The sequence below is a fragment of the Streptomyces glaucescens genome (assembly GCF_000761215.1).
GTDB lineage: Bacteria > Actinomycetota > Actinomycetes > Streptomycetales > Streptomycetaceae > Streptomyces > Streptomyces glaucescens_B.
Window position 1 is genome coordinate 5,200,477 of sequence record NZ_CP009438.1, and the last position, 20,422, is coordinate 5,220,898.

At 71.1% G+C, this 20,422-nt stretch carries 17 protein-coding genes and 1 tRNA gene; 17 read left to right on the plus strand and 1 reads right to left on the minus strand.

Going from position 1 to position 20,422, the window contains the following annotated elements; translation table 11 throughout:
* The first annotated feature begins 135 nt into the window (after window positions 1-135).
* Both SGLAU_RS22635 and SGLAU_RS22640 read left to right on the plus strand, forming a co-directional pair.
* Window positions 136-672, plus strand: coding sequence for a hypothetical protein (locus SGLAU_RS22635; protein ID WP_099052953.1), 537 nt, complete (start codon window positions 136-138; stop codon window positions 670-672).
* 271 nt (window positions 673-943) lie between these two features.
* On the plus strand, window positions 944-1,777 hold the full coding sequence (locus tag SGLAU_RS22640; RefSeq protein ID WP_244315251.1) for an HNH endonuclease: 834 nt from the start codon (window positions 944-946) through the stop codon (window positions 1,775-1,777).
* Window positions 1,778-2,341: 564 nt separating this feature from the next.
* Here the strand turns inward: SGLAU_RS22640 and SGLAU_RS22645 are convergent.
* Window positions 2,342-2,413 (minus strand) — tRNA-Arg (locus SGLAU_RS22645).
* 113 nt (window positions 2,414-2,526) lie between these two features.
* Here SGLAU_RS22645 and SGLAU_RS22650 point away from each other — a divergent pair.
* The 15 genes from SGLAU_RS22650 to glyA all read left to right on the plus strand — a co-directional run bounded on the left by SGLAU_RS22650 (window position 2,527) and on the right by glyA (window position 20,344).
* Window positions 2,527-3,027 carry a response regulator gene (locus tag SGLAU_RS22650; RefSeq protein ID WP_078957842.1) on the plus strand — a complete coding sequence of 167 codons (501 nt, stop codon included), beginning with the start codon at window positions 2,527-2,529 and terminating at the stop codon, window positions 3,025-3,027.
* Window positions 3,028-3,291: 264 nt separating this feature from the next.
* Window positions 3,292-4,269, plus strand: a complete 978-nt coding sequence (nrtL, locus tag SGLAU_RS22655; RefSeq protein ID WP_043504119.1) for an ArgS-related anticodon-binding protein NrtL — start codon at window positions 3,292-3,294, stop codon at window positions 4,267-4,269.
* A gap of 17 nt (window positions 4,270-4,286) precedes the next feature.
* Window positions 4,287-5,678, plus strand: a complete 1,392-nt coding sequence (gene lysA, locus SGLAU_RS22660; RefSeq protein WP_043504120.1) for a diaminopimelate decarboxylase — start codon at window positions 4,287-4,289, stop codon at window positions 5,676-5,678.
* Between the two features lie 153 nt (window positions 5,679-5,831).
* Window positions 5,832-7,124, plus strand: coding sequence for a homoserine dehydrogenase (locus SGLAU_RS22665; protein WP_063838886.1), 1,293 nt, complete (start codon window positions 5,832-5,834; stop codon window positions 7,122-7,124).
* A gap of 6 nt (window positions 7,125-7,130) precedes the next feature.
* Window positions 7,131-8,189: a threonine synthase gene (thrC, locus tag SGLAU_RS22670; protein ID WP_043504123.1), complete on the plus strand. Its 1,059-nt coding sequence runs from the start codon at window positions 7,131-7,133 to the stop codon at window positions 8,187-8,189.
* 370 nt (window positions 8,190-8,559) lie between these two features.
* A complete protein-coding gene (gene thrB, locus SGLAU_RS22675; RefSeq protein ID WP_043504124.1) occupies window positions 8,560-9,507 on the plus strand; it encodes a homoserine kinase in 948 nt (315 codons plus the stop codon).
* A gap of 408 nt (window positions 9,508-9,915) precedes the next feature.
* Window positions 9,916-11,919: a transcription termination factor Rho gene (rho, locus tag SGLAU_RS22680; RefSeq protein ID WP_043504126.1), complete on the plus strand. Its 2,004-nt coding sequence runs from the start codon at window positions 9,916-9,918 to the stop codon at window positions 11,917-11,919.
* Between the two features lie 102 nt (window positions 11,920-12,021).
* A complete protein-coding gene (locus SGLAU_RS22685) occupies window positions 12,022-13,839 on the plus strand; it encodes a trypsin-like serine protease (RefSeq protein WP_078957843.1) in 1,818 nt (605 codons plus the stop codon).
* A 208-nt stretch (window positions 13,840-14,047) separates the two neighbouring features.
* Window positions 14,048-15,181 carry an LCP family protein gene (locus SGLAU_RS22690; RefSeq protein ID WP_043504127.1) on the plus strand — a complete coding sequence of 378 codons (1,134 nt, stop codon included), beginning with the start codon at window positions 14,048-14,050 and terminating at the stop codon, window positions 15,179-15,181.
* Between the two features lie 210 nt (window positions 15,182-15,391).
* Window positions 15,392-15,616, plus strand: a complete 225-nt coding sequence (gene rpmE / locus SGLAU_RS22695; protein ID WP_030944953.1) for a 50S ribosomal protein L31 — start codon at window positions 15,392-15,394, stop codon at window positions 15,614-15,616.
* 108 nt (window positions 15,617-15,724) lie between these two features.
* Window positions 15,725-16,792, plus strand: a complete 1,068-nt coding sequence (gene prfA / locus SGLAU_RS22700) for a peptide chain release factor 1 (protein ID WP_043504129.1) — start codon at window positions 15,725-15,727, stop codon at window positions 16,790-16,792.
* Between the two features lie 36 nt (window positions 16,793-16,828).
* Window positions 16,829-17,674: a peptide chain release factor N(5)-glutamine methyltransferase gene (gene prmC / locus SGLAU_RS22705; protein WP_043504131.1), complete on the plus strand. Its 846-nt coding sequence runs from the start codon at window positions 16,829-16,831 to the stop codon at window positions 17,672-17,674.
* A gap of 52 nt (window positions 17,675-17,726) precedes the next feature.
* On the plus strand, window positions 17,727-18,374 hold the full coding sequence (locus SGLAU_RS22710) for an L-threonylcarbamoyladenylate synthase (protein WP_043504133.1): 648 nt from the start codon (window positions 17,727-17,729) through the stop codon (window positions 18,372-18,374).
* A complete protein-coding gene (locus SGLAU_RS22715) occupies window positions 18,371-19,036 on the plus strand; it encodes a low molecular weight phosphatase family protein (RefSeq protein ID WP_043504134.1) in 666 nt (221 codons plus the stop codon). The genes SGLAU_RS22710 and SGLAU_RS22715 overlap by 4 nt, the downstream gene beginning before the upstream one ends.
* A 69-nt stretch (window positions 19,037-19,105) precedes the next feature.
* On the plus strand, window positions 19,106-20,344 hold the full coding sequence (gene glyA, locus SGLAU_RS22720) for a serine hydroxymethyltransferase (protein ID WP_043504135.1): 1,239 nt from the start codon (window positions 19,106-19,108) through the stop codon (window positions 20,342-20,344).
* Window positions 20,345-20,422: the final 78 nt, after the last annotated feature.

A 20,422-nucleotide genomic window follows, 5' to 3' on the forward strand; every position in this document is an offset into this window, starting at 1 on the left:
TTGTTGGCGTATCGGTCGGCGCGCGCCGGGCCCAAGCGATTATAGCGTCCAGATCCCTTCCAGGGGAGGATGCACGAGAGTGCCAACCAACGAATGCACAGCGGGGCGGGGATGAGTCAGAAGGAATCTGAGCGTGTGGCCAGCAAGCCGACGGCCCAGGAAGCACGCGAAGCTTGGGGCGCGGAGGCGTACTCGATCCTCATAGATGTAGCGCAGACGTACCACGCAGTGATCACCTACAAGGAGTTGGCAGAGGAGATTCAGAGCAGGACTGGCATTCGGACCAAGACTCTCCTGCACAACTGGATCGGTCCGGTCTTGGGCCGGGTGGTCCGTGAAGCGCACCATCGCGGCGACCCACCGCTGACGGCACTGGTGGTCCACACGGACGACGGCAAGGTGGGCAGCGGCTACAGGGAAGTTCTGGCCGTCGCTGGAGAACCGCCGGTTGAGGACGAGCTTGAGCGTGAACACCACGCTGCCGAAGCCCGTCTTGCGTGCTACCGCCGCTTTGGAGCGACCTTGCCGCCTGGCGGTGGCGTGCCGGCCCTCGCCCTCAGGCTGCAAGCCAGCGTCGAGCGCCGCCGCGAGCGCGCTGACAAGCCGCCGCGGGTCTGTGACCGTTGCTTCGTCCAACTGCCTTCGACTGGCATCTGTGACTCGTGCGGTTAGCTTCGCTGCGCTCCTATCCCTTGGAATGATCCCCAAGGCGTCAGGATGCTAGGTGTTGGGTCCATGGGTGTGGCCTCGCCGCCTTGTCTCTGTCTCCTACGCTGTTGGTCATGGAGAAGGGGATCTTCAGCCGTGAGGCGGTACTGGGGGCAATCGATGAGTACAACCGCCTTGGTCCGGACGAGTTTCGGCGACCTACCACTACGGCCCGGCGCGGGACTACGTACTCGTCTACGAGGGACGGCGGTACGACTCAAAGGCGATCGCTGGCGTGGCGCATAAGTATGAACACGGCCGGGCACTGAGGCACGACGAACTGTCTGGCGGAAAGGCGGCGGCTGTCGCTTGGCTTCAACGTGCGGGATTTCAGGTCATTACGTTGCGAAACCCAGATTGGGCATGGGACGAAGTCGTGCTTGCCTGCGCACTGACGGCGGAGAACGGATGGAAGCGTATAGATGCTCCTGATCCTCGGATTGTAGAACTCTCTTCGGTGCTCCAGCTCATGCCCATCCATGACGTGGCTGTCCGCAACGAGAAGTTCCGCAACCCTAATGGTGTTGCTCGCAAGACGAGTGACCTCGCGACCAACCACCCCGACTACCGCGGTAAGCGCACCAATTGCGGGACCACGGACCTCAAGGTCATACAGGCCTTCATTGAAAGGCCCTTGGAGATGGCGGCAGCTGCCCAGCTCATCCGAGCAGGCGTGACTGACGGCTCTCTCGGCGAGGCCCCGCCGTTGCCGGATGACGAACTTCACGACTTCGAGGCACCGGAGGGCCGACTACTCATCCGGTGGCACATCACTCGCGAGCGTAACCGCGGCTTGCGACGAAGGAAGATCGAGGCCGTGCTGCGTAGGGGCGGAACTCTGGCCTGCGAGATCTGCGACTTCGACTTCGAGCAGGTCTATGGGGATCGTGGTAGCGGCTACATAGAGTGCCATCACGTCGTGCCCCTCCACGTAGCGGGTGAGGGCCCCACCAAGCTCACAGACCTGACCCTGATCTGTGCGAACTGCCACCGCATGATCCACCGCCACGCCCCCTGGCCTACTCCCAAGGAGCTTCGCTCACTCGTTTTGCCAGGCTCGCCCGCATAGTCGCGCGAGGAGATGCCTGCATAGGCAAGGAAGGAGGCGGTGCAGCCGGCGCTCCGGCGTCGTCATCCGCATGGTGTTGGCGGCGGGTTGGTTTATCCGCCGTCGAAGTAGGGCGCACCACAGCAGGAGTGCTGAACATTTAGCGCTCGGCTGCGTCCCGCCCTATTGGGCGGCCATGCGTAGTACGTGCGACTCATCAAGACCCACTCGAGTAGATGCTGCTCCGAGCTCGTGCAGTTTCCTGTGGGCGTGCTGGAATCGCAGCTCAGCTATCCAGATCCAGGGCTTACCACTGACGTCGTAGAAGACGAATCTCTCACCGGATGGCGTCTTCTGGCGTTAGGAGCGGGTGCACTGCCCGCCCCGCCTCGTCACCGTGCCCCGCGAGCACCTGGCCGTCTTCGGCATGTCGGACCACGGGCGGCTGCCTTGCGCCGAAGGGGCTCAGAGTCGTCCCGCCTGCGGCGATGCCCGACCTACTGCCGCATGCGCCCTGCACATACGCGAAGACCCCGTTCTCAGCGTTTCCGCTGGTGACGGGGTCTTTGGGCACCTCATGCAGGGTGCCCCCGGCAGGATTCGAACCTGCGCACACGGCTCCGGAGGCCGTTGCTCTATCCCCTGAGCTACGGGGGCGTGTCGTTCGCGGTGTCTCGCGGCGACGGGTAGAACACTACCAGCTCCGAGAGGGTGTTCATGAACGGGTTTCCCCGTGGTCGCGGGGGCCGGGTCGCCCGCACGGGGTGGAAGTGGGGAAAACCGGGACGCGGTGGCCGGTCCGGACCTACTCTCGAGTTGTGCCAGGCGCGTGGGGCCGGGTGCTTGTTGTGGACGACAACAAGGTCATCCGGCAGTTGATCAGGGTCAATCTCGAGCTGGAGGGCCTCGAGGTCGTGACCGCGGCCGATGGTGCCGAGTGTCTGGATGTCGTGCATCAGGTGCGTCCGGATGTCGTGACCCTCGATGTCGTGATGCCGCGGCTGGACGGGCTGCGGACCGCCGCGCAGTTGCGGGCCGATCCGCGCACGCGTGAGCTGCCCGTGGCGATCGTCAGTGCCTGCACGCCGTACGAGGTCGACAGCGGCAGCGACATCGGCGTCGACGCCTTCCTCGCCAAGCCCTTCGAGCCGGCGGAGCTGGTGCGGATCGTGCGCCGGTTGATCGAGGAGAAGAAGGACGGCGCCGAGGCGGAGACCGGTGGGCTGCTCGGTGCGGAGGAGGGCGAGATCGCGGGGCGCGCCGGTAGCTGACGTGAGTCCCGTCACCGTAGGTGTCGTGTCCTCGCCGTCCCCATGCCCCGGCCACTCACGCGTTGTCCTTCCTGTCGGCACGTAACAGCCTCACCGTCGGCGTGGACACCGTCTCGCTGCGCGAGGCGGGGGTGCCGGCCGCCCGCCTGCCCCCGTCACCACGTGCGCCCCACCCCACCCCCGCCGCCACCCCCGCCGTCCACATCCCGGACCCCCGCGAAACCTGCTCGCCTACCCACCCCCCTCCTCCCCTACGCTTGTCCCGTGACCCCCGTCGAGCTTTCGCGCACCGTGTTGGACGCGGTGCGCTGTGCTGTCGATGCGGGGGAGCTGAGTGTGACCGTTCCCGCGCGGGCCGTGGTGGCGCCGCCGGGGGCGGGGGGCTGGGGGGACTACGCCACCGGCATCGCGCTCCAGCTGGCCCGGCCGGCCGGGCAGCCGCCGCTGCGGGTCGCCGAGGTGATCCGGCCGTATCTGGCGGGTGCCGAGGGGGTCGGGGGGGTGCGGATCACCGGGCCCGGGTTCATCAACATCCGGCTGCGGGAGTCCGCCGCCGACCGTCTCGTCCGGGGAGTTCTCCGCGACGGACTGAGGTACGGGCACGGTGACGCCCTCGCCGGGCAGGTGGTCCGGCTGCGTGTGCCGTACGAGGTGCGCGCAGAGGTCGTCGCCGACGCGCTCGTGCGGATCGTCGGCTCGCAGGGGGGCCGGGCGGAGGTCGGGCACGGGGAGCCGGTGACGCTGCGGCCGGTGCCCGCGCCGGAGGATCCCGCACCGCTGGATCCCGACGCCGCCCGCTGGGCGCTGCTGCATCCCGCCCCGCACGACCGGCCCCGGATCACCGCCGACCATCTCGTCCAGCGGGAGGGCAATCCGCTCTTCCGCGTCCGCTACGCCCACGCCCGCACCCGGGCTCTCGGGCGCAACGCCGCCGATCTCGGTTTCACCGCCGAGCCGGGTCCGCTCGGCGACGCCGTCGATGCCGACGGGCTGCTCGCCCTGCTCGCCGATCACCCTCGCGTTCTCTCCGCGGCCGCCACCCACCGTGCCCCGGACCGTCTCGCCCGGCATCTCGTCAGTGTCGCCGACGCCGTGCTCCCCGTCCTGCCCGCCGTGCTGCCGTGCGGTGAGGAGAAACCCTCGGCCGCCCACCGCGCCCGGCTCGCGCTCGCCGAAGCGGCCGGGACGGTGCTGGCCGGCGGCCTGTCCCTGCTCGGCATCGACGCACCCGATCATCTCTGAGAGAGCCACGACACGTCATGAGCCGTTCCGCACACCCCGCCGGGCCCCGTCACGCCGACGTCCTTCCCGAGGGCCACTACTCCGCTCCGCCCGCCGATCTCAACGCCCTCGACCCGAAGGTGTGGGCGCAGACCGTCACCCGGGACGGCGAGGGGGTGCTCACCGTCGGCGGGATCGACGTGAAGCGCCTCGCGGAGGAGTTCGGCACTCCCGCCTACGTCCTCGACGAGTCGGACTTCCGGGCCCGGGCGCGGGCCTGGCGCACCGCCTTCGGCCAGGACGCCGACGTGTTCTACGCGGGCAAGGCGTTCCTGTCCCGGGCCGTGGTGCGCTGGCTGCACGAGGAGGGGCTGAACCTGGACGTGTGCTCCGGGGGTGAGCTGGCCACCGCGCTGTCCGCGGGGATGCCGGTCGACCGTATCGCCTTCCACGGCAACAACAAGTCGCCGGCGGAGATCGAGCGGGCCGTCCGCGCCGGGGTCGGGCGGATCGTGCTCGACTCCTTCCAGGAGATCGCGCGGGTGGCGCACATCGCCCAGGAGCTGGGCAGGCGGCAGCGGGTGCAGATCCGTGTCACCGTCGGGGTGGAGGCCCACACGCACGAGTTCATCGCCACCGCCCACGAGGACCAGAAGTTCGGCATCCCGCTCGCGGGCGGGCAGGCCGCGGAGGCCGTGCGGCGGGCGCTGCAGCTCGACGGACTGGAGCTGATCGGGATCCACAGCCACATCGGGTCGCAGATCTTCGACATGTCCGGGTTCGAGGTGGCCGCGCACCGGGTGGTCGGGCTGCTGAAGGACATCCGGGACGAGCACGGTGTCGAGCTGCCGGAGATCGACCTCGGCGGCGGGCTCGGCATCGCGTACACGAGTGACGACGACCCGCGCGAGCCGCACGAGATCGCCAAGGCGCTCACCGAGATCGTGACGCGGGAGTGCGAGTCCGCCCGGCTGCGGACCCCGCGCATCTCCGTCGAGCCGGGCCGGGCCATCGTCGGGCCGACGGCGTTCACCCTGTACGAGGTCGGCACCATCAAGCCGCTCGACGGGCTGCGGACGTACGTCTCGGTGGACGGCGGCATGTCCGACAACATCCGTACGGCGTTGTACGACGCGGAGTACAGCGTCGCTCTCGTCTCCCGCAGCTCCGACGCCGAGCCGATGCTCGCCCGGGTGGTCGGCAAGCACTGCGAGAGCGGTGACATCGTGGTGAAGGACGCGTTCCTGCCGGCCGACCTGGCGCCGGGCGACCTGATCGCCGTACCGGCCACGGGGGCGTACTGCCGCTCCATGGCCAGCAACTACAACCATGTGCTCCGCCCGCCGGTCGTCGCCGTGCGGGACGGTGAGGCGCGGGTGATCGTCCGCCGGGAGACCGAGGACGACCTGCTGCGGCTCGACGTGGGCTGATCCCCGCCGGTGAGTCGTCGGGGGCGGAAGATCTGCGGTCCGCCGCCCCTGCGAAAATGAAATAGACGTCTCACGATCCGGACCGGTGGCAGAAACCCCGGTCCGGTGAGTGAGACTGGTGCAACCGAAGACGGTATGAGGAAACGAGGTCGGATGATGCGTACGCGTCCGCTGAAGGTGGCGCTGCTGGGCTGTGGAGTGGTCGGCTCAGAGGTGGCGCGCATCATGACGACGCACGCCGACGACCTCGCCGCCCGCATCGGCGCGCCGGTGGAACTCGCGGGTGTCGCCGTCCGGCGGCCCGACCGGGTGCGTGCGGGCATCGACCCCGCCCTCGTCACCACCGACGCCACCGCCCTCGTCAAACGCGGCGACATCGACGTCGTCGTCGAGGTCATCGGCGGCATCGAGCCCGCCCGCACCCTCATCACCACCGCCTTCGAGCACGGGGCGTCCGTGGTCTCCGCCAACAAGGCGCTGCTCGCCCAGGACGGCGCCGCCCTGCACGCCGCCGCCGAGGAGCAGGGCAAGGACCTCTACTACGAGGCCGCCGTCGCCGGTGCCATCCCGCTGATCCGCCCGCTGCGCGAGTCGCTGGCCGGCGACAAGGTCAACCGGGTGCTCGGCATCGTCAACGGGACCACCAACTTCATCCTCGACAAGATGGACTCGACCGGGGCCGGCTACCAGGAGGCGCTCGACGAGGCCACCGCGCTCGGGTACGCCGAGGCCGACCCGACCGCCGACGTCGAGGGCTTCGACGCCGCCGCCAAGGCCGCGATCCTGGCCGGCATCGCCTTCCACACGCGGGTGCGCCTCGACGACGTCTACCGCGAGGGCATGACCGAGGTGACGGCCGCCGACTTCGCCTCCGCCAAGGAGATGGGCTGCACCATCAAGCTGCTCGCCATCTGCGAGCGGGCCGCCGACGGCGAGTCCGTCACCGCGCGCGTGCACCCGGCGATGATTCCGCTGACCCACCCGCTCGCCTCCGTGCGCGGCGCGTACAACGCGGTCTTCGTCGAGTCGGACGCCTCCGGCCAGCTGATGTTCTACGGCCCCGGCGCGGGCGGCGCGCCCACCGCCTCCGCCGTCCTCGGCGACCTCGTCGCCGTCTGCCGCAACCGGCTCAGCGGGACGACCGGACCGGGCGAGTCCGCCTACGCCGCGCTGCGCGTCTCGCCCATGGGCGAGGTCGTCACCCGGTACCACATCAGCCTCGACGTGGCCGACAAACCGGGTGTGCTCGCCCAGGTGGCGACGGTCTTCGCCGAGCACGGTGTCTCGATCGACACCGTCCGCCAGCAGGGCAAGGACGGCGAGGCGTCCCTCGTCGTCGTCACCCACCGCGCGTCCGACGCCGCCCTCAACGGCACCGTCGAGGCGCTGCGCAAGCTCGACACCGTGCGCGGTGTCGCCAGCATCATGCGGGTTGAAGGAGAGTAACCAGCAATGACCCACCAGTGGCGCGGAATCATCGAGGAGTACCGGGACCGGCTGCCCGTCTCCGACACCACGCCGGTCGTGACGCTCCGCGAGGGCGGCACGCCGCTCGTGCCCGCGCAGGTGCTCTCCGAGCGCACGGGCTGCGAGGTCCACCTCAAGGTGGAGGGCGCGAACCCCACCGGGTCCTTCAAGGACCGTGGCATGACCATGGCCATCACTCGGGCCAAGGAGGAGGGCGCGAAGGCGGTCATCTGCGCCTCCACCGGCAACACGTCGGCGAGTGCCGCCGCGTACGCCGTGCGCGCCGGTATGGTTTCGGCCGTGCTCGTCCCGCAGGGCAAGATCGCGCTCGGCAAGATGGGCCAGGCCCTGGTGCACGGCGCGAAGATCCTCCAGGTCGACGGCAACTTCGACGACTGCCTGACCCTCGCCCGCGAGCTGAGCGACAACTACCCGGTCGCGCTGGTCAATTCGGTCAATCCGGTGCGTATCGAGGGCCAGAAGACCGCCGCCTTCGAGATCGTCGACATGCTCGGCGACGCGCCCGACGTCCACGTCCTGCCGGTCGGCAACGCGGGCAACATCACCGCCTACTGGAAGGGCTACAAGGAGTACGCCGCCGACGGCGTGTCGTCCCGTACGCCCCGGATGTGGGGCTTCCAGGCCTCGGGCTCCGCGCCCATCGTGCGCGGCGAGGTGGTCAAGGACCCGTCGACCATCGCCACCGCCATCCGGATCGGCAACCCCGCCTCCTGGCAGCACGCGCTGAACGCCCGGGACGAGTCCGGCGGCCTCATCGACGAGGTGACGGACCGTGAGATCCTGCGCGCCTACCGGCTGTTGGCCGCCCAGGAGGGCGTCTTCGTGGAGCCCGCCTCCGCCGCGTCGGTGGCCGGTCTGCTCAAGGCCGCCGAGCAGGGCAAGGTCGACCCCGGCCAGCGGATCGTCTGCACCGTCACCGGCAACGGCCTGAAGGACCCGGACTGGGCCGTCGCCGGCGCCCCGCAGCCCGTGACCGTCCCGGTCGACGCGGCGACGGCGGCCGAGCGGCTGGGCCTGGTCTGACGAGCGCGGGCGGCCCGGTCCGGCACGGTCCGGCCCGCCCCCCCGCTCGGTCCCGGCTCGCTCTCCGGCTCCGTCCCGCTCGGTCCGGTGTAACGAGCGCCACGTCAGGCGTAAGAGGGCGCTCGCCCGGGAAACGTCCCTGACAGGGGTGCACAGGGGGCTTGCGACACGCATCGTGCGCCTCTTGTGCGCCCTATGTCGCCGCAGAACCCACCTTCGATAGGCTGTACCGAACCCGCCCGCATATGCCGCGGTGCCGCGCCGTCCTCGTGACCAGCGGCCCGTCAGCACATTCCCCGCGGTCCCGGGGTTCCCGTACGTCATCGAATGTCATTCGACAGTCACGCAGCTCAAGGAGAGTCATCGAGCGATGGCCGGTCCAGCGTTCCGCGCCGCCGCCGTCCGGGTGCGCGTCCCCGCCACCAGCGCCAACCTCGGCCCGGGCTTCGACGCCCTCGGCCTCGCGCTGGGTCTGTACGACGACGTGGTCGTCCGGGTGGCCGACTCCGGGCTGCACATCGACATCGCGGGTGAGGGCAGCGAGACGCTGCCCCGCGACGAGAAGCACCTGCTCGTGCGCTCCCTGCGCGCCGCCTTCGACGTCCTCGGCGGGCAGCCGCGCGGCCTGGAGATCGTCTGCGCCAACCGCATCCCGCACGGCCGCGGCCTGGGCTCCTCCTCCGCCGCCATCTGCGCCGGCATCGTCGCCGCGCGCGCCGTGACGATAGGCGGCGAGGCCAGGCTCGACGACACCGCACTGCTGGAGCTGGCCACCGAGATCGAGGGCCACCCCGACAACGTCGCGGCCTGCCTGCTCGGCGGCTTCACCCTGTCCTGGATGGAGAACGGCGCCGCCCGGGCCATCAGGATGGACCCCTCGGATTCCATCGTTCCGGTGGTTTTCGTGCCCGGGAAGCCGGTCCTGACCGAGACCGCGCGCGGTCTGCTCCCGCGCACCGTGCCGCACGTCGACGCCGCCGTCAACGCGGGCCGCGCCGCCCTGCTCGTCGAGGCCCTGACCAGGCGTCCCGAGCTGCTGCTGCCCGCCACCGAGGACCGGCTGCACCAGGAGTACCGGGCCCCCGCCATGCCGGAGAGCGCGGCGCTGGTGGAGCGGCTGCGGGCCGACGGGATCCCCGCGGTGATCTCCGGTGCGGGCCCCACCGTGATGGCCCTCGCCGACGCCGGCACCGCCGACAAGGTGGAAGCGCTGGCCGGCGCGGACTGGGCGGCGAACCGTCTCGCCCTCGACCTGCGGGGAGCGAGCGTCCTGCCGCTCGCGACCGGCGGAGTGAACGGCGCGGGCGGCGCGAACTGAAAAGAGCCGGCGATTGCCGGATGTGGAGAGGGGGAATGTTTGTTGGATCCGGTAGTGTTAACCTCAAGTCTGCACCCGACCCCACCATGGCGAGGTGCCTCGTGTCCCCGTCCGGGACAGACATTCTTCCGGGAGCCCCCCAAGTCGCACTGTGTCTCGTACCTCGTATGCGGGCAGTACCTCGTACGTCGACACTGAGCGGCCCGCCGGGCACGCTCCGGAACCGGTGCGACCACGCCACGTGACACCAGGTGCCACGGCTCGAGGAAGCGCCATCACCAGATATCTCTTCCGCCGCTTAGGCGGACCACCGCCCCGGCACGGTTCACAGAGCAAGGACCGAAGCCGGACAGCACAACCGGTCGCCGAGCCAGACAGGCCGACGTCCGCTCCAGGGAAGGACCCTTCGTGAGCGACACCACCGATCTGATGGGCGCACGTGTCGAGGAGACCGCTGCCGCGCCCGCCACGGACGCCTCCGCGCCTGCCACCGGTGCCGGCTCCCGGCGGCGCCGCGGTACCGGCCTCGAGGGCATGGTGCTGGCCGAGCTGCAGCAGGTCGCATCCGGCCTCGGCATCAGGGGCACCGCGCGGATGCGCAAGAGCCAGCTGATCGAGGTCATCAAGGAGGCGCAGGCCGCCGGGGGAGCCCCCGCCAAGGCCGAGACCGCCACCGAGACCAAGCCGAAGCGCCGCGCCACCTCCAAGGCCCGTACGGGTGAGGAGTCCGCGGTGAAGAAGGCGGACAAGGCCGACGCGCCGGCCGAGAAGGCCGTGGCGCAGCAGCAGATCGAGATCCCCGGCCAGCCCTCGCCCAAGGCCTCCGCCCCGGCCGAGACCGCCGCCGAGGAGGCCCCGGCCGAGCGCCGCCGCCGCCGCGCCACCGCTGACGCGGGCGCCCCGGCCGCCGCGCCGGAGACCGTCGCCGCCGAGGCGAAGAGCGAGCCGAAGGCCGAGACGCCCGCGCAGCAGCCGCAGCAGGGCGACGCCAGGGGTGACGCCGGTGAGGGCGGCGAGGGCCGCCGCCGCGACCGCCGCGAGCGCGGCCGGGACCGCGACCGCGACCGCCGCAAGGGCGACGACCAGCAGGGCCAGGGCGGCCAGCGCCAGCAGAGCCAGCAGCAGGGCGGCGGGCGCCAGGACCGCGACCGCCAGCAGGACGACGACGACTTCGAGGGCGGCCGCCGCGGCCGTCGCGGCCGCTACCGCGACCGCCGGGGCCGTCGCGGGCGCGACGACATCGCCTCCTCCGAGCCGCAGATCGCCGAGGACGACGTCCTGATCCCCGTCGCGGGCATCCTCGACATCCTCGACAACTACGCGTTCATCCGCACCTCCGGCTACCTGCCGGGCCCGAACGACGTGTACGTGTCCCTCGCCCAGGTCCGCAAGAACGGCCTGCGCAAGGGTGACCACGTCACCGGCGCGGTCCGCCAGCCCAAGGAAGGCGAGCGGCGCGAGAAGTTCAACGCGCTCGTGCGGCTCGACTCCGTCAACGGCATGGCGCCCGAACACGGCCGCGGCCGCCCGGAGTTCAACAAGCTGACGCCGCTGTACCCGCAGGACCGGCTCCGGCTGGAGACCGACCCGGGCGTGCTCACCACCCGGATCATCGACCTGGTCTCGCCGATCGGCAAGGGCCAGCGCGGTCTGATCGTGGCCCCGCCGAAGACCGGCAAAACCATGATCATGCAGGCGATCGCCAACGCGATCACGCACAACAACCCCGAGTGCCACCTGATGGTCGTCCTCGTCGACGAGCGTCCGGAAGAGGTCACCGACATGCAGCGGTCGGTCAAGGGCGAGGTCATCTCCTCGACCTTCGACCGTCCGGCCGAGGACCACACCACGGTCGCCGAGCTGGCCATCGAGCGCGCCAAGCGGCTCGTGGAGCTGGGTCACGACGTGGTCGTGCTGCTCGACTCGATCACCCGTCTGGGCCGTGCGTACAACCTCGCCGCCCCGGCCTCCGGCCGCATCCTGTCCGGTGGTGTCGACTCCACCGCGCTGTACCCGCCGAAGCGGTTCTTCGGCGCGGCGCGGAACATCGAGGACGGCGGTTCGCTGACGATCCTCGCCACCGCGCTGGTGGACACCGGGTCCCGCATGGACGAGGTGATCTTCGAGGAGTTCAAGGGCACCGGCAACATGGAGCTCAAGCTCGACCGGAAGCTCGCCGACAAGCGCATCTTCCCGGCGGTGGACGTGGACGCGTCCGGTACCCGCAAGGAGGAGATCCTGCTCGGTGCCGAGGAGCTGGGCATCGTCTGGAAGCTGCGGCGGGTGCTGCACGCGCTCGACCAGCAGCAGGCGATCGAGCTGCTCCTCGACAAGATGAAGCAGACGAAGTCGAACGTCGAGTTCCTGATGCAGATCCAGAAGACGACGCCGGCTCCGGGCAACGGCGACTAGTCGCCGCCGGGCATGTGAGGCCGCCCCCTGTCACGAGAGTGACAGGGGGCGGCCTTTTGGCGCAGTGAGGTAGGGGGTGCTTTCTCGTGCCCTCATCCACTCATGGGCATCCCAGGGGGGACTTCCTTGCACAGACGCCGTATACGCATCGCCCTGCCGTTCTGCGGGGCGGGTGTGGCCGCCGTTCTCGCCGCCACGCTGCTGACCACCTCCGCCGAGGCGGCGACGCCGCTGCCGCGGCCCGCCGTCACACCGGCCACCAGCTCAGCGCCGGCCGCCGAGCTGGAGCGCCGGGTCGCCACCGCGGTCGCCGGCGACGACACGGCCGGCGCGGGCCCGGCCCGCTCGTCGTACAGCGCGGGCAGCACCGCTCCCGCCGCCGACGCGAAGATCATCGGCGGTACGACCACGACCATCACCTCCGCGCCCTGGATGGCGCAGCTCTGGTACGGCGACGACAAGGGCACCGCCGACACCTCCGACGACACCGGCTTCTTCTGCGGGGGAGCGGTCGTCGCGCCGACGAAGATCCTCACCGCCGCGCACTGCGTCGCCGGCTACGACTGGCACCGCCACGGCGCGGTCATCACCGGCACCGCCCAGCTCCCGGCCGTAGACGACCAGGGCTACATCACGGACCTGCACGGCGGCAGCATCGCCGGTGTCTGGCGGCAGTGGAGCAACCCGTCCTACCGGCCGTCGACCATCGACGCCGACATCGCGGTCCTCACCCTGCCGTACGCCGTGAAGGCGACCCCCATCCGGATGACGACGTCCGGGGACACCGCCTCGTACGCCCCCGGGACCAGCGCCAAGGTCTACGGCTGGGGCCGCACCAGCTCCACCCACGACAACCTCTCCGAGACGCTGAAGACGGCCACGCTGCCCATCCAGTCGGACACCGCCTGCGCGCAGGCCTGGGGCACCAACTTCATCAAGGGCCACATGGTGTGCGCGGGCAACCCCGCCACCGGCAGCGACACCGGCACGACCACCGCGTGCAACGGTGACTCCGGCGGCCCCCTGGTGGTGAACAACCGGATCGTCGGCGTCGTCTCGTGGGGCGTCGAGGACTGCGTCGCCAAGGGCGCCTACGGCGTCTTCACCAAGGTCGCCACCTACGTCGGCGTCACCTACCCGCGCGTGGACGACACCGACATCAACGGCGACCACCGGGCCGACCTGTGGCTGCGCACCGCCGCCACGGACACCGGCTACTCCCGCTACTCCCGGGGCACGTCGTTCGCGGCCGGCGAGAACTGGGGCAACTGGGCCGGCGTGAACCTGGTCCTCCAGACCGACCTGGACCGTGACGGCTACCAGGACCTCGTCTACCGCCGCAGCAGCGACGGCGACGTCTTCTGGGCCCACTACGTGTACTCCAGCAACACCTGGGTCACCCGGCTGATCGCCGACAACTGGAAGACCCGCACCCGGATCGTCGCCCCGGGCGACGTCACCGGTGACTACCTGCCCGACCTGATCTCGGTCGACTCGGCGGGCGCGCTGTGGATCTACCCGGGCAAGGGCAACGGCACCTTCGCCGCCCGGGTGCAGTTCGGCTCGGGCTGGAACCAGTACAACCAGCTGCGCGGCCACGGCGACTTCACCGGCGACGGCCGGGCCGACCTGATCGCCCGCAACGCGAGCAACGGCTACGTCTACCTGTACAAGGGCCTGGGCAAGACGAGCGGCGGAGCGTTCGCCCCCCGGGTCAAGATCGCCACCTGGAGCAGCGCCACCTACAACGCCATCACCGCCGTCGGTGACGTGAGCGGCGACGGCCGCGCCGACCTCCTGGCCCGCACCCCCGGCGGCGCGCTCTACCTCTACCGGGGCACCGGGAAGGCCACGGGCGGGACCTTCACCGCGAGGATCTCCATGGGGACGTACTTCAAGCAGTACGACATCCTCGGCTGACACCGCGGCGGGCCGGGCGCGTCCGGCCCGCCACCGCCGCGTACCGTGCCCACCCGGACCCCGGGTGGGCACGGTGCGTCACGCGATCTCGTGCCCGGTTTCCCCGTCCGGCCCGGCGGGGCGACGATGGAGCGGTACGGATCGGTTCGTCCGGCCCGGCCCGGCCGCCACCGCAGGGGGTGGCCGACCGACGAGAGCCGAGGAGCACATGTCCGCCCAGAGCACGCCGGGACCCGGCACAGCGGGCGAGCCCGGTGGGAGCGGCCCGCGCCGCCGGGCCGGGGACCGCCGTCCGAAGCCCCGCGGCCGGCACCGCAAGGGGCTGCTCGTCGCGGCCTGGACCGCGGCGGGCATCGTCGTCCTCGGCGGCACCGGCGTCGGGTACGTCTACGTCAAGCTCAACGGCAACCTCGACAGCGTCGACATCGACCAGGTCCTCGGCACCGACCGTCCCAGCAGGACGGACAACGGCTCGCGGAACATCCTGGTCCTCGGCTCGGACAGCCGCTCCGGCCGCAACGGGCGGCTCGGCGGCGGCACCGACGACGGCGGCGCCCGCGCCGACACGGCCATGATCGTGCACGTCCACGAGGGCCACCGCAGGGCCAGCGTGGTCTCCGTCCCGCGGGACACCATCGTCGACCGGCCCGCCTGCACCGACACCGGTGGCGGCAGCCACCCGGCGGCGTCCGGCGTGATGTTCAACTCCGCGTACTCCACCGGCGGCGCCGCCTGCGCGGTCAAGACCGTCGAGTCGCTGACCGGCATCCGCATGGACCACTACCTGGAGATCGACTTCTCCGGCTTCCAGCGGCTCGTCGACGAGCTGGGCGGCGTAGAGGTCACCACCACCCGGGACATCGAGGACCCCGACAGCCACCTGTACCTGGAGGCCGGCCGGCACCGGCTGACCGGCGAGCAGGCGCTCGGCCTGGTCCGCACCCGGCACGGCGTCGGTGACGGCTCCGACCTCGGCCGCATCCAGCTTCAGCAGGCGTTCCTCAAGGCCCTGCTGGAGCAGGTGCGGGACGTCGACCTCCTCGGCGACCCGAAGAAGCTGTACGACCTCGCCGACACCGCGACGAGGACCGTGACCACCGACTCCGCCCTGGGCTCGGTGAACTCCCTGATGTCCTTCGCGAGCGGCCTGAAGGACATCGACGTATCCGGCATGACCATGATCACCATGCCGGTCGTCTACGATGCCGCCGACCCCAACCGCGTCCTCCCGGTGAAGTCCAAGGCCGACCAGGTCTGGACGGCCCTGAGGAACGACCGCCCCATCCCCCGGTCCGTCACCGAGGACACGGCCACCGGCGAGGCCAGGGGCGTCGTGCGCTGACCGGCGGTGCGGCGCCGCACGGGCGTACGGCACCGCCCGCTCGGGCACGCCGGGCCGCGGACGGCCCGCGGGGAGCAGTGGGGAACAAACGACCGGCACCCCCGGTTTTGGGAGTAGGCCCCAGTCCTGGCAGACTGGTACGTCGGCCCCGGTTCACGCTGCCGCACCCCGCGGAAGCGACCCGGTGCCCTCCCGAACCTAGGAGACACCTTGAAGCGCGACATCCACCCCGAGTACGTCGAGACGCAGGTCAGCTGCACCTGCGGCGCGTCGTTCACCACCCGCAGCACCATCGCGTCCGGCACCATCCGGGCCGAGGTCTGCTCCGAGTGCCACCCGTTCTACACGGGCAAGCAGAAGATCCTCGACACCGGTGGCCGTGTGGCCCGCTTCGAGGCCCGCTTCGGCAAGGCTGCCGCCGGCTCCAAGAAGTAGCGAGCCCCTCTTCGCCGGTCCACGGTCACGCCCCTTTCCAGGGCGTGCCGGGACCGGCGTTTTTGGTCGCCGCCCACTTCACCTTCGTACGCAGTCAGGAGCCCAGAGATGTTCGAGGCAGTCGAGGACCTCGTCGCCGAGCACGCCGACCTGGAGAAGAAGCTCGCGGACCCGTCGGTCCACGCCGACCAGGCCAACGCGCGCAAGCTCAACAAGCGCTACGCCGAGCTGACCCCGATCGTCGGCGCCTACCGCTCCTGGAAGCAGACCGGCGACGACGTCGAGACCGCCCGCGAGTTCGCCGCCGACGACCCCGACTTCGCCGCCGAGGTCAAGGAGCTGGAGAAGCAGCGCGAGGAGCTGACCGAGAAGCTGCGCCTGCTGCTCGTCCCGCGCGACCCCAGCGACGACAAGGACGTCATCCTGGAGATCAAGGCGGGCGCGGGCGGCGACGAGTCCGCGCTGTTCGCCGGCGACCTGCTGCGGATGTACCTGCGCTACGCCGAGCGGGTCGGCTGGAAGACCGAGATCATCGACGCCACCGAGTCGGAGCTGGGCGGCTACAAGGACGTCCAGGTCGCCGTGAAGGCCCGCGGGCAGACCGAGCCCGGCCAGGGCGTGTGGGCGCGGCTGAAGTACGAGGGCGGCGTGCACCGCGTGCAGCGCGTCCCGGCCACCGAGTCGCAGGGCCGCATCCACACCTCGGCGGCGGGCGTGCTCGTCACCCCCGAGGCGGAGGAGGTCGACGTCGAGATCAACCCGAACGACCTGCGCATCGACGTCTACCGGTCCTCGGGTCCCGGCGGCCAGTCGGTGAACACCACCGACTCCGCGGTGCGCATCACGCACATCCCGACCGGAGTCGTCGCCTCCTGCCAGAACGAGAAGAGCCAGTTGCAGAACAAGGAGCAGGCACTGCGTATCCTGCGCTCCAGGCTGCTCGCCATGGCGCAGGAGGAAGCGGAGAGGGAGGCCGCGGACGCCCGCCGCAGCCAGGTCCGCACCGTCGACCGCTCCGAGAAGATCCGCACCTACAACTACCCGGAAAACCGGATTTCGGACCACCGCGTCGGCTTCAAGGCGTACAACCTTGACCAGGTCCTGGACGGCGACCTCGACGCGGTGATCCAGGCCTGTGTCGACGCGGACTCGGCCGCCAAGCTCGCAGCCGCGTAAGGCACGTACGAGCAAGTACCCACACGGAGGACGAGCGTGAACCTGCTGCTCGCGGAGGTGGCCCAGGCCACCCAGCGGCTGGCCGACGCCGGCGTGCCCTCGCCGCGCACCGACGCGGAGGAGCTGGCCGCGTTCGTGCACGGCGTGAAGCGGGGCGAGTTGCACTCCGTGAAGGACGCCGACTTCGACGCCCGCTACTGGGAGGTCGTCGCGCGCCGGGAACAGCGCGAACCGCTCCAGCACATCACCGGCCGCGCCTTCTTCCGGTACCTGGAGCTCCAGGTCGGGCCCGGGGTGTTCGTGCCCCGCCCGGAGACGGAGTCGGTCGTCGGCTGGGCCATAGACGCGGTCCGCGCCATGGACGTCGTCGAGCCGTGCATCGTCGACCTGTGCACCGGCTCCGGCGCCATCGCGCTCGCCCTCGCCCAGGAGGTGCCCCGCTCCCGGGTGCACGCCGTGGAGCTGAGCGAGGACGCCCTGGTGTGGACCCGCAAGAACGTGCAGGGCTCCCGCGTCGACCTGCGCCAGGGCGACGCGCTGACCGCCTTCCCCGACCTCGACGGACAGGTCGACCTGGTCATCTCCAACCCGCCGTACATCCCGCTCACCGAGTGGGAGTACGTCGCCCCCGAGGCACGGGACTACGACCCCGAGATGGCCCTGTTCTCCGGCGAGGACGGCCTCGACCTCATCCGCGGCCTGGAGCGCACCGCGCACCGGCTGCTGCGCCCCGGCGGAGTCGTCGTCATCGAGCACGCCGACACCCAGGGCGGGCAGGTGCCGTGGATCTTCACCGAGGAACGCGGGTGGGCCGACGCGGCCGACCACCCCGACCTCAACAACCGCCCACGGTTCGCCACCGCCCGCAAGGCACTGCCGTGAGCACCACCCCCACTCTTTCTCTGAAGCACGTGTACGAGGAGGCCCGCTAGATATGGCACGGCGATACGACACCAACGACGCGACCGACCGCGTGACCGGTCTGCGTGAAGCCGCGTCCGCCGTCCGCCGAGGCGAGCTGGTGGTCCTCCCCACCGACACCGTGTACGGCATCGGCGCCGACGCCTTCTCCAAGGAGGCCGTCGGCGACCTGCTCCAGGCCAAGGGCCGGGGCCGCAACATGCCCACCCCCGTGCTCATCGGCTCCCCGAACACCCTGCACGGCCTCGTCACCGACTTCTCCGAGCTGGCCTGGGAACTGGTCGACGCGTTCTGGCCGGGCGCCCTCACGCTGGTCGCCAGGCACCAGCCGTCCCTCCAGTGGGACCTGGGCGACACCCGCGGCACGGTCGCCGTGCGGATGCCGCTGCACCCGGTCGCCATCGAACTGCTGACCGAGGTCGGCCCGATGGCGGTGTCCTCCGCCAACCTCACCGGCCACCCCGCGCCGGAGAACTGCGACGCGGCGCAGGGCATGCTCGGCGACTCCGTCTCCGTCTACCTCGACGGCGGCCCCACCCCCGGGAACGTGCCGTCCTCCATCGTCGACGTCACCCGCGAGGTGCCGCTGCTGCTGCGCGCGGGCGCGCTGTCGGCGGACGAGTTGCGCAAGGTCGTACCCGACCTCGAGGTGGCGAATTGACACCCCCCGAAGCGGGGCGTGGCATAGGCAGCGGGGAAGAGACGACCACCTTCGGCTTCCCGAGGGACACCTTCCGCATCCTCCACGTCAGCACCGGCAATGTGTGCCGCTCGCCGATCACCGAGCGGCTGACCCGGCACTTCGTGTCGCAGCGGCTCGGCGTGCTGGGCGGCGGACTGATCGTGGAGAGCGCCGGGACCTGGGGCCACGAGGGCGCGCCCATGGAGGCCAACGCGGAGACCGTGCTGGCCGAGTTCGGCGCGGACGCCTCCGGGTTCACCGGCCGTGAGCTGCTGGACGAGCACGTCATCAGGGCCGACCTGGTCCTGACCGCCACCCGCGACCACCGCGCCCAGGTCATCTCCATGGGCCACTCCGCGGGCCTGCGCACCTTCACCCTGAAGGAGTTCACCCGCCTGGTGCGGGCCATCGACCCCGCGACGCTCCCCCCGCTGGAGGACGGCGTGGTCATGCGGGCCCGCGCGCTGGTGCGGGCCGCCGCCGCGCTGCGGGGCTGGCTGCTGGCTCCCACCGCGGAGGCGGACGAGGTGTACGACCCGTACGGGGCACCCCTGCCGTTCTTCCGCTCGGTGGGCGACGAGATACACCAGGCGCTTGACCCGGTGGTGACGGCGCTGACCGGAGTACCCGCCCGGACGTAGCCGCGGGGCGGGGCACGGTGCCCAGGCCTACATTGGACGTACGTCAGCGTCGACGCCCCGGAGCCCACCATGACGGTCACCCCTGCCCGTGAGACCGACGTCCTGCGCGCCCAGGACCCCGAGCTGGCCGAGCTGCTGCTCGGGGAGCTGGCCCGGCAGTCGACGACGCTCCAGCTGATCGCGGCGGAGAACTTCACCTCGCCCGCCGTGCTGGCCGCGCTCGGCTCCCCGCTCGCCAACAAGTACGCGGAGGGCTACCCCGGCAACCGCCACCACGGCGGCTGCGAGATCGTCGACGTGGCCGAGCGGATCGCCGTGGACCGGGCGAAGGCGCTGTTCGCGGCGGAACACGCCAACGTGCAGTCGCACTCCGGGTCGTCCGCCGTGCTCGCCGCCTACGCCGCGCTGCTGCGGCCCGGCGACACCGTGCTCGCCCTCGGACTGCCCTACGGCGGGCACCTCACGCACGGTTCGCCCGCGAACTTCTCCGGCCGCTGGTTCGACTTCGTCGGCTACGGCGTCGACGGCGAGACCGGGCTCGTCGACCACGAGCAGGTGCGCGCCCTGGCCCGCGGCCACCGGCCCAAGGCGATCGTGTGCGGGTCCACCGCCTATCCGCGCCATACCGACTACGCGCTCTTCCGCGAGATCGCCGACGAGGTCGGCGCCTACCTCATCGCGGACGCCGCCCACCCGATCGGCCTGGTCGCCGGGGGAGCGGCGCCCACGCCGGTGCCGTACGCCGACATCGTGTGCGCCACCACGCACAAGGTGCTGCGGGGGCCGCGCGGCGGAATGATCCTCTGCGGCGCCGAGCTGGCCGAGCGCGTCGACCGGGCCGTCTTCCCGTTCACCCAGGGCGGCGCCCAGATGCACACCATCGCCGCGAAGGCGGTCGCGTTCGGCGAGGCGGCGACGCCGGCGTTCTCCGCGTACGCCCACCAGGTGGTCGCCAACGCGCGGGTCCTCGCGGCCGCGCTGGCCGCGGAGGGGCTGGCCGTCACCACGGGCGGCACGGACACGCACCTGATCACCGCCGATCCGTTCCCGCTCGGCGTCGACGGCCGCACCGCCCGCGGCCGGCTCGCCGCCGCGGGGATCATCCTGGACTGCTGCGCCCTGCCGCACGGCGACCTGCGGGGCCTGCGGCTGGGCACGGCCGCGGTGACCACCCAGGGCATGGGGGAGACGGAGATGCGGCGGATCGCCGCCCTGCTGGCGCTGGCGGTGCGCGAACCCGGGCGGGGCAAGTCCGTGCGGGAGGAAGTGCGGGAGCTGACCGGCCGGTTTCCGCCGTATCCGGGCTGAGCGGGGGAGGCGGTCCTGCCGTCCACAGCCACCCGTGCAACCATCGTCGCTACCCGTAAGTCCCCACTCATATGCGTG